At 70.5% G+C, this 15,022-nt stretch carries 14 protein-coding genes; 13 read left to right on the top strand and 1 reads right to left on the bottom strand.

All coding sequences use genetic code 11. The annotated features are described in order from the left end of the window. Window positions 1-32: 32 nt before the first annotated feature. From ACIGQF_RS12750 to ACIGQF_RS12720, 7 genes are all read left to right on the top strand, one after another. Complete coding sequence (locus ACIGQF_RS12750) at window positions 33-1,397, top strand: hypothetical protein (RefSeq protein ID WP_399708845.1); 1,365 nt, start codon at window positions 33-35, stop codon at window positions 1,395-1,397. Next, window positions 1,394-1,579: a hypothetical protein gene (locus ACIGQF_RS12745; protein ID WP_399708842.1), complete on the top strand. Its 186-nt coding sequence runs from the start codon at window positions 1,394-1,396 to the stop codon at window positions 1,577-1,579. The genes ACIGQF_RS12750 and ACIGQF_RS12745 overlap by 4 nt, the downstream gene beginning before the upstream one ends. After that, window positions 1,576-2,526: a ParB N-terminal domain-containing protein gene (locus ACIGQF_RS12740; RefSeq protein WP_399708839.1), complete on the top strand. Its 951-nt coding sequence runs from the start codon at window positions 1,576-1,578 to the stop codon at window positions 2,524-2,526. The genes ACIGQF_RS12745 and ACIGQF_RS12740 overlap by 4 nt, the downstream gene beginning before the upstream one ends. Window positions 2,527-2,687: 161 nt before the next feature. Further along, window positions 2,688-3,149 (top strand): hypothetical protein, encoded by a 462-nt coding sequence (locus tag ACIGQF_RS12735; RefSeq protein WP_399708836.1) that lies wholly within the window; start codon window positions 2,688-2,690, stop codon window positions 3,147-3,149. After that, window positions 3,146-4,705 carry a hypothetical protein gene (locus tag ACIGQF_RS12730; RefSeq protein ID WP_399708833.1) on the top strand — a complete coding sequence of 520 codons (1,560 nt, stop codon included), beginning with the start codon at window positions 3,146-3,148 and terminating at the stop codon, window positions 4,703-4,705. Before ACIGQF_RS12735 ends, ACIGQF_RS12730 begins: the two co-directional genes overlap by 4 nt. A gap of 18 nt (window positions 4,706-4,723) precedes the next feature. Continuing rightward, window positions 4,724-5,101 carry a hypothetical protein gene (locus ACIGQF_RS12725; RefSeq protein WP_399708830.1) on the top strand — a complete coding sequence of 126 codons (378 nt, stop codon included), beginning with the start codon at window positions 4,724-4,726 and terminating at the stop codon, window positions 5,099-5,101. Between the two features lie 54 nt (window positions 5,102-5,155). After that, window positions 5,156-5,416 carry a hypothetical protein gene (locus ACIGQF_RS12720; protein WP_399708827.1) on the top strand — a complete coding sequence of 87 codons (261 nt, stop codon included), beginning with the start codon at window positions 5,156-5,158 and terminating at the stop codon, window positions 5,414-5,416. Window positions 5,417-5,428: 12 nt separating this feature from the next. Here the strand turns inward: ACIGQF_RS12720 and ACIGQF_RS12715 are convergent, their stop codons facing one another. Then, window positions 5,429-5,743, bottom strand: a complete 315-nt coding sequence (locus ACIGQF_RS12715; RefSeq protein ID WP_399708824.1) for a hypothetical protein — start codon at window positions 5,741-5,743, stop codon at window positions 5,429-5,431. A 176-nt stretch (window positions 5,744-5,919) separates the two neighbouring features. Here ACIGQF_RS12715 and ACIGQF_RS12710 point away from each other — a divergent pair, with 176 nt between their 5' ends. The 6 genes from ACIGQF_RS12710 to ACIGQF_RS12685 all read left to right on the top strand — a co-directional run bounded on the left by ACIGQF_RS12710 (window position 5,920) and on the right by ACIGQF_RS12685 (window position 14,949). Continuing rightward, window positions 5,920-6,258, top strand: a complete 339-nt coding sequence (locus tag ACIGQF_RS12710; RefSeq protein ID WP_399708821.1) for a DUF1360 domain-containing protein — start codon at window positions 5,920-5,922, stop codon at window positions 6,256-6,258. After that, window positions 6,258-7,994, top strand: coding sequence for a hypothetical protein (locus ACIGQF_RS12705; RefSeq protein ID WP_399708818.1), 1,737 nt, complete (start codon window positions 6,258-6,260; stop codon window positions 7,992-7,994). The genes ACIGQF_RS12710 and ACIGQF_RS12705 overlap by 1 nt, the downstream gene beginning before the upstream one ends. 225 nt (window positions 7,995-8,219) lie before the next feature. Beyond that, window positions 8,220-8,429 (top strand): hypothetical protein, encoded by a 210-nt coding sequence (locus tag ACIGQF_RS12700; protein WP_399708816.1) that lies wholly within the window; start codon window positions 8,220-8,222, stop codon window positions 8,427-8,429. After that, window positions 8,416-12,981, top strand: a complete 4,566-nt coding sequence (locus ACIGQF_RS12695; RefSeq protein ID WP_399708813.1) for a phage minor head protein — start codon at window positions 8,416-8,418, stop codon at window positions 12,979-12,981. The genes ACIGQF_RS12700 and ACIGQF_RS12695 overlap by 14 nt, the downstream gene beginning before the upstream one ends. After that, window positions 12,981-13,154 (top strand): hypothetical protein, encoded by a 174-nt coding sequence (locus ACIGQF_RS12690; RefSeq protein WP_399708810.1) that lies wholly within the window; start codon window positions 12,981-12,983, stop codon window positions 13,152-13,154. Before ACIGQF_RS12695 ends, ACIGQF_RS12690 begins: the two co-directional genes overlap by 1 nt. Window positions 13,155-13,302: 148 nt before the next feature. Beyond that, window positions 13,303-14,949, top strand: a complete 1,647-nt coding sequence (locus ACIGQF_RS12685) for a major capsid protein (protein ID WP_399708807.1) — start codon at window positions 13,303-13,305, stop codon at window positions 14,947-14,949. Window positions 14,950-15,022 lie beyond the last annotated feature (73 nt).

Here is a 15,022-nt window from a genome sequence, read left to right as displayed (position 1 = left end):
CGCTCTCCCCGACACCCGTTCCAGGGGGCGCCATGTTCCACGGATCGATCCCGGCTCCCCTCCGCTCGATCATCTACGAGCACGCCGGGGCCTGGCCGGAGACCGGCATCTACGTCGGCTGTAGCGGCAACTTCACCATCGAGCGGGTACTGCACAGCCGGTTCGGGAAAACGCGGCCGGTCCACGGCAACGACATCACCGCGTACTCGTGCGCGCTCGGCTGGTTCCTCGCGGGCGACGAGCTGCCGTACGAGCTGCGCCCCGAGTACGAGGACGAACTGGGCTGGGTGCGGCCGTACTGCGAGGACCGCACCGACCGGCTGGCGACGCTGATGCTCGGCACACGCTTCCTCCAGTACGTCGGCAAGGAAGGCACGTACTACCGGCGGATGCTCGACGCCACGCGCGCTCAGTGGCCGCGCATGCACGAGAGGACCGTCACCAAGCTCCGCGCCCTGGAGACGTCGCTCGGCTCGTTCTATGCCGGCGACGTGCGGGCCTACCTGCACGACGAAGTGCCCGACGAGGCGCCCGTCGTGATGTTCCCGCCGTTCTACAGCGGCGACTACACCAGCCAGTTCGCCAGCATCGACGCCGCTTTCGACTGGCCGGAGCCGGAGTTCGGCGAGCTCACCGAGGACGGAAAAGAGGAGATCATCGGGCAGGTGCAGGACCGCCCGAACTGGGTCCTGGGCCTGCACATCGAACGGCCGGATCTGCGGCACCGACTCGCCGGTGTCGTGCAGACCGCGAACCGCGGCCTGCCGATCTACGTGTACGCCGCCGGAGGGCCGAAGCGCATCGTGCGCCCACGGCAGCCCGTCGAGGCGATCCCCATGCCGAAGATCGGCGTCGACGACGACCTCGGGGACCGCATGACCCTGCACATCCTGACGGGCGGCCAGTTCGCCGGCATCCGCAGCCAGTTCATGTCCAAGACGATCAAGCCCGGGTCGCCGCTCCTCGCCTGCGGCGTCGCCGTCGACGGCAAGCTCATCGGCGCCTTCGCGTACTTGCCGCCCAAGTTCGACCCGGCGACCGCGTACCTGATGAGCGACTTCCCCGTGAGCTGGACGAAGTACCGGCGCCTGGCCAAGCTGATCGTGATGGCGGCCTCCACGAAGGAGGCGCAACTGCTGCTCCAGCGCAGCCTGTCCAAGCGGCTCACCGGCTGGTCGACGACGGCGTTCACCGACCGGCCGAACAGCGCGAAGTACGGCCGCGGCATCCCCGGCGTGAAGCTCCACAAGCGCAGCGAGCCCGGCGACAAGGGCGACGGCATCCACCGCTACCAGCTCCAGTACGACGGCCCGCTCGGCCGCTACGACCTGGCGGAAGCGCTCGCCCTGTGGAAGCGCAAGCACGGCAGCGACATCAAGAAGGACAGCGCCCGATGAGCACACCCCACGAGGACGCCGGTCCTGCCGCGCCCATCCACCGCGCCGACCTGACCTTCCACGAGATCCGCGACGGTCGGCGCGTGAAGGAAATGGCCGTCGACGCACGCGGCTCCGCGGCCTTCGTCACCCGCATGGCCGAAGCCGCTGCCCGCGCATTCGAGGAGGAGACGACCCGATGAGCGACACGATCCCGCCCGAGCCGAAGATCCGGCCGCGCCTCGTCCGCCGCGATCCCCGCCAGCTCACCCCGCTCGCCATGAACGCGCGGTTCATGCGCAAGGAGGAGTGGGACCGCCTGGTCGCCAACGTGCGCGAAGACGGCTGCCTCACCTCCGTGCCGCTCATCTACGGCGCCGGCGAGTACGCAGAGGGCCGCGAGCTGATCCTGTCCGGCAACCACCGCACCGCGGCGGCCCGGGAAGTCGGCCTGCCCGAGATCGACTGCATGCTGATCGACGACCCCCAGCAGAAAGACGAGCTGCTGGCCCGTCAGCTCTCGCACAACAGCATCAACGGCCAGGACGACCCGGCCACCCTCCGCGAGCTGTACGACCAGATCGAAGACGTCGACTGGCGCGCCTACTCCGGCCTGGACGACGACAGCCTGAACCTCCTCGCCGAGGTCAGCCCCGAAGGCTTGTCGGAAGCGAACTTGGACTTCGCCAACGTGAGCCTCGTCTTCCTCCCCAACGAGCTGGAGGCCGCGCGCCAGGCGTTCAACGACGCCCGCATGGGCCAGAACGAAAGCTGGCTAGCCGCCCGCGCCGACTACGACCAGACACTCGACACGCTCGCCTCCGCGCACGCCGCGCACAAGGTCGGCAACGTCGCGACCGCCCTCCACGCCATCCTCTGCATCGCCGAGCGCCACCTGACCGACCTCCAGGCCGGCTACACCTCACCCGAGGGCGACGCCCTGCACACCGGCCGCGTCGGCCTGGAGACCGTCCTCGGCGCCCGCACGCTGCCGGCCCCCGCCGCCGTCGCGCTCAACAAGGCCATCGCCGCGGCAGAGGGCAGGGGCGAGATCGAGCAGGGCCAGGGCTGGCGCCTCCTCGAGCGCTTGGCGGGGGAGTACCTGTCCGGCCTCAACCGCACCCCCGCTGAACCCGCGCAGACGACATGAGCACCGCCACGCCCATCACCCTCGACCCGGCACTACCGCCCTGGGAACAGCAGCCCGGCGAGACCCCGAAACGGCACGGGCAGTTCGTCACATATCGGGATCTAGGCCGCGCCCGGACGCTACCGAGGACTGCGGAACTGCTACAGCGGCACCCCGTCACCGTGCGGAAGGCGAGCGCCGAGTTCCGGTGGCTGGAGCGGGCCGAGGCGTACGACCGGCACCTGGACAAGCTGTACGAGGCGACGTGGCTGGAAGAGCGCCGCAAGGCGGCCGAGGCGGACGCCCGCATTCTGGGCGCGGCCATCGGGAAGATCGCTCAACGCCTGCCGCAGCTCAACGCGCAGGAGATGACGGTCGGCGACCTGATCCGGCTCATGGACGTCGCGATGAGGCACCGCCGCGCCCTGTTCGGCGATCCCACGGACACGGTCGTCGTCACCGACCAGTCGACGAGCCCGCTCGCCGGGCGGCTGGCCGAGTTCGCAGACCTGCCCGCCGACCAGCGGCGTGCTCGCCTCGCGGAGATGGCTGCCGCCGTCACCCGCCGCGTGCAGGCCGTGGAGGGCAGAGACGATGACGACGAGGAGGCGTACCCGGCCGGCGGGCAAGGGGGCGCGGCGTGAGCGTCGCCTACGCCGAGGAACTGCCATACCTTGACGACCTGACGGTGTACCAGCAGCTCACCGCCGCCGAGCAGTCCGTCAGCCGGGAACTGCTGCGCGACCCGGTGACGCTCGCGCGTGGCCTGGACCCGACGTTCCGGATGCGTCCGCACCTGCGGGTCATTGGGAATGCCCTGGCAGAGGTGGAACGCGGTGAGTACGACCGCTTGCTGGTGCTGACCCCGCCGCAGGTCGGCAAGTCCACCAGCGTGGCGGAGTGGTTCCCGTTCTGGTGGTTGGCCGTGCACGGCGGCGACCGGGTCGCGGTGACCTCCTACTCCGACGACCTGGCGCTGAGGCGCGGCAAGGCGATCCGCGGTTACGTCGACGAGTACGGCGCCGAGTACGGCTTGAAGATGAAGGCCGGCTCCGGCGCCATGCAGGACTGGGAGGTCACCAGCGGCGGCGGTGTGCGCTCGGTGTCCGTCGGCAAGGGCCTCACCGGCCACAGCGTGAACCTGCTCATCGTGGACGACCCGCACAAGGACAGGTCGGATGCCGAGAGCGAGGCATCCCGGCGGGCGCTGCACGACTGGTACAGCTCCACCGCGCTCAAGAGGTTGCAGCCCGACCGGAACGCGGTGGTGGCGATTCAGACCCGTTGGCACGTGGACGACTTCGCCGGGCGCCGTCTAGCCGAAGAGGGCCGGCTGGAGGACGGCGGCCGGTGGCGCGTCATCCACCTCCCCGCGGTCGCCGACCCGAAGTTCGGCCCCGACCCGCTCGGCCGCGCCCCCGGCGACCCGCTGCCGCACCCGAAGATCCCCACCCGCGACCGGGTAGCGCTCGTCGCGTGGTGGCGGGACATGAAAAGCACGTCGATCGTCCGCGACTGGCACGCCCTCGCTCAGGGCGACCCACAACCGGCGGAAGGGGCCTTGGTGTCTGAGGAGTTGATGCGCCTGATCCGCGACAGCGATGCGGGCGTGGAGCCGCAGAAGATCGCCGTGGCGGTCGACCCGTCCGGTGGCGGCCGGGACGTCGCGGGTGTCATCGGCGGCTACCTCGGAGACGACAGCCGCGTGTGGATCACGCACGACCGGTCTGGCGTCATGTCGTCGGCGGACTGGTCCACCGCGGCGTGCCGCCTCGCGCACGAGACGGACGCGGCGATCATCTACGTGGAGGTCAACTACGGCGGGGACATGTGCTCGCTGGCGATCCGTACCTCGTGGGAGACGCTGCAAGCCTCCGGGGAGATCCCCGCGAAGGTGCTGCCCCCGGCCGTGCAGACCGTACGCGCGAAGCAAGGCAAGCTGCTGAGGGCCGAGCCCGTCGCGCAGCAGATGGTGCAGGACAAGGTGCGGCTGCGCGGCGTGTTCACCGACCTTGAGCGCGAGTGGGCGACGTGGATGCCCACCGACCCGGAAAGCCCGGGCCGGATCGACGCCTCAACGGTTCTCGTGTACGGCCTGATCCCGGAGGCCAACCAGGGCGCCATCGTTCACGCCCCGCTGCCGCAGGCACCGACCGGACGGCAGACGGCCGGCCCGTACGAGCGCCGCATCTCCCGCTGACGGTGGGACACTCGGCGTATGGACGGCAGCGAAATCGACAGCATCACGCGGAGCCTGGACGACCGGAAGGCCATGGCCGAGGTGATCGAAGCACGGCGCGACGCCGAAGAGCAGGAGCCTCCGGAGCTGAGCATCATCCCCACGCCGGAGTTCCTGCCGGGCGGCATCGTCCGCTGCCGCTGCCCCCGCGGCTGCGGATTCCACTACGACGTGAACCCGGGCCTGGACGCCGCCCGCGAGCGGTTCCGGGTGGTACTCCCCGCCGACCCGGCGTCGACGGATGTCAGCGACGCACTCACCGCGCGTGCCGCTGCGCGCGGTGATGCGCAGCGGGCGCGTATCGAGTCGGCCATCGCCGAGCACTACGAGGAGCAGCACGGCGCGGAGCCCCGCTGACGGCTGCGCGGAACGCTGCTGCGCGGTGTCGGCCCGCACGGGCACACTGACGTCATGAAGCTGCCGAAAGCTCATTGCCCGCGCTGCTCCCGGCCGATCGCCGCCCGGCCGGTTCCCGGGCGCATCAGCAAGGGCCGCTTGTGGCGGCACGACGACACCGGAGTGCTGCGGATACCGGGTGAGCCGCTGGTGTCGTGCCCTGGCTCCCTGGAGATGATCGAAATGCCGCTGCCTGCGCGGCAGCTTGAACTCGACGTCTCCGAACTCCCGTGCGCCGACGTCGTCGACGACGAGATGACGGCCGCCCTGTTCTAGGGCCTGCGCCGGTCACGGCAGGTGCGGCTTGCAGGAGTCGCACGGCTCGATGCGCCGGCCTTCCTGGCGGCGGGCCTCGAAGACGGCGCGGGCGTCCAGCAGTTCGCGCGGGGCCATCCAGCAGTCCGCGCGGTGCAGGATGCCGACCCGTGTCTGCCCGACAGGTGCCCGCTTCCAGGCGATGCCCCAGCGCGGCGGGGAGCTGTCGGGTTTCGTGGTGATGCTGTTCTCGGCCTCCTGGAGCGCCCGCTGTACGGCGGCGAGTTGGACCAGCAGGTACCGCTCGATACTGCGTAGGCGAGGCACATCGCGCGGCAATTCGGTCATGCGTTCGACTCTACTGGGGGCGGGAACGAAGCGCGCGTCCTCCCCCGGCACGCGCACCATGTTTTTGATCGGAATCCGTGGGTTGACCTGCGGAATTACCGCCGGAGTGCGCCCCTCGCGTTGGCCTATCATGCACCGCTGACGTTGGCCGGATGATCTCCGCATAGGGGGCGGCAGTGCTCCACCTTCCAGAAGTCGCGCTCCTGGCCCTGGCCGGGTATCGGGGCACGCAACTCGTCGTGCACGACTCGATCCTTGACCCGGCCCGGGACCGCGTCGACGTCTGGCACCAGAAGCGCCCCGAGTCGACGGTCCGCACTTGGGCGGTGACGCTGATCTCCTGCGTGTACTGCACCGGCTGGTGGGTCGCCGGGGCGCTGCTCTTGACGTGGCTCCTGGCCACCGGCACCTGGCACGAGGCGCCGCTGCTCGTCCACGGCATCGAGTGGCTGGCCGTCGCCGGCGCCGCTGTACTCCTCAACCGCTGGGACGACACACGCAAGGACGACGCCTGATGGCCCGCCGCGAGCTCGCCGCAGCCGCCTCCCGGTACACCGCGCGGAAGATCCGGGGCCGGGGAGCGGGGGATCAGTCGTGGCAGCAGCGCGCCTACGACATGTACCACCAGGTGCCCGAAGTGCGTTTCGCTGCCTCGTGGATCGGTAACGCCATGTCCGGCGCCCGCCTGTACGCCGGCCGCCGCGCCGATGACGGCACGATCGAGCCGGCCCCCGACGACCACCTGGCCGCCGAGATCGTCGCCCAGATCGCCGGCGGCCCCGACGGGCAAGCGAAGATGCTCGGCTCCTTCGGTAAACACCTGACCGTGCCGGGTGAGGGCTGGATCGTCGTCCGCCCCAACAGTGAGGTACTGAGCCCGTACAGCCCGGAGGACGGCCACGACTGGCGTGTGCTGTCGGTGCGGGAAGTACGCCAGCAGCAGGGCAAGCTCATCGCCGAGATCGAAGGCGACGAGGTCCCCATCCCCGAGGGCGACCCGGAAACGATGGACCCCGACGGGCCGGTAGCGATCCGCGTGTGGGACTCCGACCCGGAGCGCGCCATCGAAGCGGACAGCCCGGTGAGGTCGAGCCTCGAACTCCTCGAGGAGCTGCTGCTGCTGAACGCCGCCGTGAAGGCCATTGCCCGCTCGCGGATCACCGGCCGTGGCCTGCTCCTCGTTCCCAAGGGCACGCGCTTCCCGTCCAGCCAGCAAGGCGACGCCGAAGACGATCTGATCGAGGTGTTCATGACGATCGCCGAGACGGCGATCCGTGACCCGGAGTCGGCCGCCGCGACGGTGCCGATCCTGTTGGAGCTGCCCGCCGACACCATCAGCGACTTCAAGCACGTCACCTTCGAGTCCGAATTCGACGAACTCGCCCTCAAGCTGCGGGAGGAAGCTGTACGCAGGTTCGCCACCGGCTTGGAGATCCCCGCCGAGATCCTGCTCGGCCTCGGCGACGTCAACCACTGGGGCGCCTGGGCGCTGACCAGCGAGGCAATCCGCCTCGGCATCGAACCAAAGCTCGGCACGGTCGCGTACGCCCTCACGCAGCAATGGCTCCGGCCCATCCTCGAATCCGAAGGCGATCCGGACTGGCACCGCTGGCTCGTCTGGTACGACACCAGCCCGCTGCGGGTCCGCACGAACCGCTCGGAGACGGCGTTGCAGGCATTCGACCGGGGCGTCATCTCCGCCGAAGCGCTCCGCCGCGAGACCGGTTTCGACGACGCCGACGCCCCCGGCGCAGAAGAGCAGCAGCCCGACGACGAGGAGAATGAGGACCAGGCCGACGAGGGCGAAGAGACGCCGCCCCCGAAGCCGGACCTGCCTGTCGACGAATCTGAGGCCGAGCCGGACACCCTGCCCTCGTCGGCTGCCGCAGCCGCCGGCCCGGGACTCCTCGCCGCTGCTGACGGCCTAATCTGGACCGCGTTGACCACCTCCGGCGAGAAGCTGCGCAAGACCCCGGCCTGCCCCCGGTCCGAACGCGCCCGCGCCCGCGACGTGGAAGCCGCCCGGCTACACACCCTGCTGTCGGTACAGCCCGAGCAGGTCGAGCAATGGCGCCTCCTCGATGGGGCGTGGGCACGCGTCCCCGAGATCGCCACCCGCTACGGCCTGAACGCTGACTGCCTGACCGCGTCCCTCGACCACTACACGCGGGAGCTGATCGCCGCCGGAGTCGAGCACGAATACCGCCTAGTCCCCACGGTCCTCACCGCATGCGTGGGAGAGGAGCCGTGACCGGCCCCCGGCGCCGCCCGGCGGCCACACAGCTACCGCGCGGTGACCTGTCCCTCCACGCGGGGCGTTTGCGCTCCGCCTGGTGCCCCACGTGCAAGGCGTGGACCCACGTCACCGCGGACCTGCTGCTCCTCGCCCCCGAGGGCGTGTCCACGGTCGGCACCTGGTCGTGGTGCGAAGTCTGCGACGACCCCGAAGGCCCTCTACCGGCAAGGAGGATCGACCGTGCCTGACGAGCAGGACGTCGCCATCGACAACGTCTACCTACAGTCCGACACACGGCAGTGCGCCGCCTGCGAGCAGGACGCCCTCACCGTCATCACCGCGACGGCGGTCATCGACGGCGAACCGCGAGCAGCGGGCGGTTGGGCCATTTGCTTCAAGTGCGGAGCCACGCCCCATCCCACGATGGGAGCGACAGATGCCGGAGCGTGACACGCAGCTCGAACAGGCCGAACGCGATTTCGCCGACGCTGTCGCTGACGCCCTCACTGCCACCGCCGACGAGTTCACCGACGCCGTACGCGACGCCACCGAACTGGTCGCCGCTCGTTTCTCCGTCGGCCGCATCGCCCGCATGTGGCGCGGCAGGGTCGACGGCCTGATCCGCCGGCTCCTCGGCATCGCCGAGACCGCCGCCACCGCGGCAGCCGAAGACGCCGGCGGTGAACTCCCCGACGGCTGGGACGACCTTCCCGGCCGGTACGACGACCGCCGCGCCCTGCCTCACGGCATCAGCCAGTACGTCGAGACGACCGAGCACTTGCTGCGCGCTGTCGGTGACCGGCTCGCCGAAGCGGCCCGCCGCGAGCTCGCGGCAGGCGTCGACGCCGGGGAGGACACCGAGCAGCTACGGGCCCGCCTCCGCGCCGCGTTCGACCGCGAAGGCTCCCACCTTGGCCCCATGCGGGAAGAGCGCGTTGCCCGAACCGAAGCCACCCGAGCCTGGAACACGTCGACGCTCGCCGCCGCCCGGGCCGCGACCGGCCCCGACCGGCCCGTGGTCAAGCAGTGGATCACCCGCCACGACGACCGCGTGCGGCACGCGCACGATGAGGTCGACGGGCAAGTCCAACTCCTCGCCGACCCGTTCACGGTCGCCGGGGTGTCGATGCAGGCCCCCGGCGACCCCACCGCCCCACCGTCGCTGGTCGTCAACTGCCGCTGCCGCCTCGCAGTAGAGCCCCAACTGAGGGCCGACGCCTCGACGGCCTTTCACGGCACCCGCGGCCGGCCCAGCTATCGCAAGTACCACCCCAGTGGGCGCAACAAGAAGAAGCGGGGCCTGACCCGGGTAGCCGGTGGGTGGCTCGGCTCCGACCGGTTCACCGAAGAGGAGCACCTGAACGTGCTCGGCGCCTACAACGGCCTGAGCTTCCGTGGCATGAACGGTGTGCTGCGGCACGGCGAGGACTCCAAAGAGGTGACCGGCCCCCGGCACCTGGAAGAGGTACGGCATCAGATTTCCGCCCTGACCGACCTGATCGACGCACAGGAGCCCACGACGGCCGCCCGCACCCTCTACCGGGGGATGCGGGCGCCGCGCCGCCCGCCGTTCACGCTGAACGAAGGCGACGAATTCCACGACCGGGGATTCGTCTCCACCACCTCGGAGCAGCGCACCGCGCAGTCCCTCGCGGGCAATGACGAGCGCTCCATCATGTTCACGATCATTGCGCCCGCCGGAAGCCAGATGGCCGACATGAACGGCCTGCGGGATCTGCGCAGCACCGAGGAGGAGTTCATCCTTCCGCCCGGCAGCAAGTTCCGGGTACGCCGAGTCCTGAGCAGGGACTTGGAAGACGAAGACGACTCGGGGCCGGCGCACTACGAGCTGGAGGTCATCAACGCGATGAGTGCCGCAGTGAACGAGGGGCCGCAAGAGCCGGGCAGTCTCCGGTACGAGCCCACGCGCCGAACCGCTGCCAGCGTGCGCGCGGCCACGGGCGGCAACGCCTTCGAGGAACGGCTTACCTGGATGCGCGAGCACTTGACGGTCGACAAGCGGGCCAAGGCCGCTGGCCGCCCGGATGTGACCGCCGCAGCCGACCCGTACACGGGCGCGATGATCGCCCTCATGCCGTGCGCTGAGGACGCGCTGCGCCTGGCCCTCGACGTCGAAGGCGCCGAACCCGCCCACGAGCTGCACTTGACGCTGTTCTACCTCGGCGAAGGCGCCGACTGGTCCGAGGACCAGCGTGCCGACCTGATCGGCCAGCTCCAGCACCACGCCGGGCACCTCGACGACGGCCCTGTGCACGGCAGGGCGTTCGGGGCGAACCAGTGGAACGCCGACGGCGACAACCCGTGCTGGGTGTGGTCGGTCGGCGACGACCCCCACGCCGACGAGGGGCCGATGCTCGACCATGCGCGGAACATCGCCGTCGACGCCCTGGCCGACACGCACCGGCAGCCGGAGCTTCCCGTCCAGCACTCCCCATGGCAGCCCCACGTGTGCGCCGCGTACAGCGACAGCTCGGACCTGCTCCCGTACCTGAACGAACGCCTCGGCCCCATCCGTTTCGACCGACTCCGGGTCGCCTTCGCGGGGGAGCACACCGACATCCCCCTCGGCCCGGAAGAGGAGGCACCACCGATGGAAGACGAAGAGACACAGAGCAACGGCCGTCTGTCGGCCCGCCCGTGGTCCACACCGGGTGATACCGCGCTCGCCTTCGAGAACACCGAGACCGGCGACGGCCGCGTGTTCAAGGCGGGCGCCCTGTACTGGGAAGGCGGCGGCCCGTGGCCGCTCCAGCACGCCGACGAAATGCTGATGGGCCACGAGGGCGCCGAGCTCGCCGGCGCCATCCAGAGCATCGCCCGCGACGGCGACCGCATCACCGGCAGCGGCGTGCTCTACCCGGGACGCCCCGCCGGGGCTGACGCGGTGATGCTCCTCGAAGAGGAGGCGCCGCTCGGCGTGTCCGTCGACCTGGACGACGTCAGCATGGAGTTCGTCGACCGGACCCTCACCGACGAGGACGACGAAGAGGGCGAGGTCGTGCTCCTCGCATCGCTGCCGTCCGCGTCGCTGCTGCGCCTCGATGACGGCTCCTGGTCGCTGACGGCCACGACCACCGCCGAGTGGACCGCCTCCGGCGCTGCGCTCTCCCGCACCGCGACCGGCACACATCTCCTCACCGGCAAGGACGGCCGAGTGCCGGCCGCCGCCGTACGGGCCGCGCTCGGACCGACCGGGCTGCTCACCGCGTCTGCCGGCGACCGCGACAGCGACGAGGGCACCGTCGTGCACTCCGAGAGAGCCGGGGACCTGCTGATGCGCGTCACCCGGGCACGGCTGCGCGGCGCCACGTTGGTAGCGATGCCTGCCTACGACCGGGCGCGGATCGTCCTCGACGACCCGCCGGAGCAGCCACCCGAGGACGTCCAGGAGCCGGACGAGCTGTCCGCCGCGATGAGCGAGGCGCACCGCCGCGTCATCGACTACGTGCAGGCCGCCCCGGTCCCCGTCGGCGCCCGCGATGTCGCCCGCGCGCTCGGCATGCGGATGGAGACGGCGCGAGGTCACCTCGGCCGCGCCGCGAAGAACGGCCACGTCGTACGCCTCTCCCGCGGCCTCTACATCGGCCCCGCCACGCAGAACGACGAGTTGGCCGCATCTGCCTCCGGTGACCTGGACTTGCCGGTGCACAAGAACCCAGACCGCACATGGGACGGCGACGCCGCCCGCCCCCGCGTCCTGGCGTGGGCCACCGGCGAGGACGACGAGGTCGATGCCGCCAAGCTCAGCTCGGCGTTCCTCTACCGCGACGACGACGCCGACCCGGCGACCGTCGGCGCGTACAAGCTGCCCTTCGCCGACGTCGTCGACGGCCGGCTGGAGATCATCGCCGCAGCCGTCTACACCATCGCGGCCGTGTTGCAGGGCGGCCGTGGCGGCGCCGACATTCCCGCAGACGAGGAGGACACCATCCGGGGCCGCGTGGAGACCCTGTACCGGCGTATCGCCGACGCCTACGACGACGACTCGATCGTGCCGCCGTGGAAGAAGGACGAGGACAGCGACGCCACCGCGGCTGGCATGCGGGAGCTGGAAGCCTCCGCCTGGTCGGCGATGGCCGACACGGACCCGCTGCCCGCCGCCTGGTTCCGTGAACCGACCGAGGAGGAGCTGCCGCCCGGATCGGGCGGAGTGCACTACGCCGCCGGCCGGATCTACGGATGGGTCGCTCAGGCTGGCGAGCCGCACGCCGGTTTCCCCGGCCGGCACTTGACAATCGACTCGTTGGGCGACATCGACTTGTCGCACTTCCTTCGCGCCCGCTTCAAGCTCGACGACGGGACGCTGGTCAAGGCCGGGGCGTTCACGATGAATGTTCCCCACCACCGCGACGGCGCCGAATGCGAGTCGGCTGCCTGCCAGTTCGACGACTCTCGCACCGTCGCCGGGATCGTCACCGTCGGCATGAACAAGCGCGGCCTGTGGTTCTCCGGCGCTGCCGCGCCCTGGCTCAGCGAGTGGGACCGGCATGTGTTCGCCGCGTGCCAGCCGAGCTACCACATGAAGCAGAGCGCGGGCGGCCGTTGGCAGCTCCGCGCTGTGCTGTCCGTGCCCGTACCGGGGCACTCCTCGCCGCTCCTGGCCACCGCGGTGGCCGAGCGCGCGAACCTTGCCCTGGCAGCCTCGGCAGCCAGCGCCACCCTCGACCAGGCCGACGTGTCCGGACACGGCTCCAACACCGGGCACCCCACTGCCGCTGACCTGCCCGGACAGCGTCCGGACACGTCCGGACAACCCTCGTCGGGCAGCGGCGACGTCGACACGGTCGCCGCTGCGCTGCTCACCAGCGACTCGCTGCTGGATGTGCTGCTGGAGGCCCTGGACCGCCGTCAGGAGCAGCGGGAAGAGGCCGCCCGCGCCGAGGCCGCCGAGCTCGCCTCGTCCGTCATCGACCCGGCACGAGCGGAGATCACCGCGAGCGCAGCCGGTGACGCCGCTACCGCAACGGAAGGAGAAGCCTGATGGGCTGCGCCTGCAAGGACAAGCGCCAGAAGTACGAAGTCGTCGGCACCACCGGGAAAGTGCTGTTCCGGTCCGGGTCGAAGGCCACCGCACAGGCCGTGTCCCGCCGCTACCCGGGAAGCACCGTGGAGGAGAAGGACAAGGAGACGGTGACGGCCGACGGATCGCAGTAGCGAGGCGCACTGCTTGACACCAGCCCGAACTGCCTGCGCATATCGGGCTAGACTGTGCCGGGGCGGTCGCTGGCCACGGGCCGGACCGCCCCGCGCGCCGCTGGTTCTGGGCCGGGCACTCACGATCGCAACACGGAGAGTGCCGCTCATGGCCGATTTCGAGATCCCCGAGGACGTCACAGCACTCAACGACGACGAGCTGGCAGAAGCGCTTGAGGGAGCCGTCGCCGAATTCGACTCCCGGTCGCAGTCCACCACCGTCACCGCCAAGGACATCGAGTCGCTTCGGTCGCTGGCGACCGCCGTCGAGTCCATCCGCGCCGAGCAGGCAGCCCGCCGCGAAGCCGCCGAGCAGGCTGCGGCAGAGATCGACGCACTGGCCGCGCAGGTACGCGGAGGACAGGACGAGCCCGAGCCTGCCGGCGACGCCGACAGCGGCGAGGGCGAGCCCGCCGCCGTGGCCGAGCCGGAGCCCGCACCCGAGCCGGCGCCGGAGCCAGCCCCGGCCGTGAGCGCGGCCGTTGCGCAGCGGCCCGCCCTCGACCTGTCCCACGTGCGGCGCCGTCAGCCGCGTGTCCTGCCGGAACCGCCGTCGCCGGGCACAAGCATCACCGCGGCCGTCGACGTCCCCGGATACACGCCCGGCGCACCGCTCGATTTCGACCAGGTGACCGCCGGCCTCATCTCCCGCGCCAACGCCTTGAAAACCGCGGGCGGTGGCGTGGGTCAAGTCATCTCCTACCGGCACCCCTACAGCGGCGACTTGATCGTCACCGACTCCTCGAGCGCACCGGAGGGCACGACGGTGTCGCTCGCCGCCTCGAACCAGGCGCGGCTGCCGGAGAAGGACCTCATCGCGTCCGGCGGATGGTGCGCGCCCTCGGAGACGGTGTACGACATCCTCGACGTGGCGTGCCCCGACATGCTGTGGGACGCCCCGGAGATTCAACTCGCCCGTGGCGGGCTGCGCTACTACAAGACGCCGAGCTTGGATGTGTCGGCGATGACGTGGGTCCACACCGAGGCCGACGACATTTCCGGCGCGACCAAGCCGTGCTTCTCGATCCCGTGCCCGGACCCGATCGAGAAGCGCTGCGACGCGGTCGGTGTGTGCCTGGAAGCGGGCATCCTGACGCAGCGCCACTTCCCGGAGCTCGTCGCCTGGTACCTGCGGAACGCGATGGTCGCGCACGAGATCCGCATTCGGCAGGCCCTGTTCCAGCAGGCGCTCGCACTCGGTACCCCGGTGGTCATGCCCGAGTCGATGGGTGCCCTGTCCGCCGTCTATGAGGCGGTCGCGCTCCAGGCCGCCGACATGATCGAGCGTCACAGCCTGTGCGAGACCACGGCCATCGAGGTCGTGTTCCCGTGGTGGTCGCGGAACCTCTTCCTCACCGACCTCGCCCGCCGCAACGGCGTGTCCGTCGACGACGTCAACCCGGGCATGGTTCAGGAGATGTTCACGCCCCTCGGTGTCAGCATCCAGTGGGCGCGAGGCCTCACCCCGGCCGTGCCGGGCGCTATCGGCGGAGCCACCCCGGCGACGGACTGGCCGGGAAGCGTCAACTTCCTGATGTACCCGGCCGGCATGCTCCAGATCGGGCGCGGCGAAGAGGTGAATTTGGGTGTGATTCATGATTCAACCAAGTTCTCGACGAACGACTACACGGCGCTGTTCGCCGAGGAGTGCATCGCGCTGGTGGACCGCAGTGTCGACACCCGCGCGGTGACGGTGCCTGTCTGCCCGAGCGGTGAGACCGGCGCACAGACCCTCGTGCCCTGCGGCGTGTCCTGACCCTCACCAAACCGCGGTGGACTCGACGCTTCGGGTGGTGTCGAGTCCACCGCCCCACCGACAGAGAGGTGAG

This window comes from Streptomyces sp. NPDC053560 (assembly GCF_044544605.1).
In the GTDB taxonomy this organism is placed as follows: domain Bacteria; phylum Actinomycetota; class Actinomycetes; order Streptomycetales; family Streptomycetaceae; genus Streptomyces.
The sequence above is the reverse complement of the archived record's forward strand: the minus strand, read 5'-3'. Positions and strand labels throughout refer to the sequence as shown.

Bases quoted from the DNA above. Each gene is read 5' to 3' on its own strand.
- ACIGQF_RS12750 (WP_399708845.1), top strand. From the start codon at position 33: ATGTTCCACGGATCGATCCCGGCTCCCCTCCGCTCGATCATCTACGAG.
- ACIGQF_RS12745 (WP_399708842.1), top strand. From the start codon at position 1,394: ATGAGCACACCCCACGAGGACGCCGGTCCTGCCGCGCCCATCCACCGC.
- ACIGQF_RS12740 (WP_399708839.1), top strand. From the start codon at position 1,576: ATGAGCGACACGATCCCGCCCGAGCCGAAGATCCGGCCGCGCCTCGTC.
- ACIGQF_RS12725 (WP_399708830.1), top strand. From the start codon at position 4,724: ATGGACGGCAGCGAAATCGACAGCATCACGCGGAGCCTGGACGACCGG.
- ACIGQF_RS12720 (WP_399708827.1), top strand. From the start codon at position 5,156: ATGAAGCTGCCGAAAGCTCATTGCCCGCGCTGCTCCCGGCCGATCGCC.
- ACIGQF_RS12715 (WP_399708824.1), bottom strand. From the start codon at position 5,743: ATGACCGAATTGCCGCGCGATGTGCCTCGCCTACGCAGTATCGAGCGG.
- ACIGQF_RS12705 (WP_399708818.1), top strand. From the start codon at position 6,258: ATGGCCCGCCGCGAGCTCGCCGCAGCCGCCTCCCGGTACACCGCGCGG.
- ACIGQF_RS12695 (WP_399708813.1), top strand. From the start codon at position 8,416: ATGCCGGAGCGTGACACGCAGCTCGAACAGGCCGAACGCGATTTCGCC.
- ACIGQF_RS12690 (WP_399708810.1), top strand. From the start codon at position 12,981: ATGGGCTGCGCCTGCAAGGACAAGCGCCAGAAGTACGAAGTCGTCGGC.
- ACIGQF_RS12685 (WP_399708807.1), top strand. From the start codon at position 13,303: ATGGCCGATTTCGAGATCCCCGAGGACGTCACAGCACTCAACGACGAC.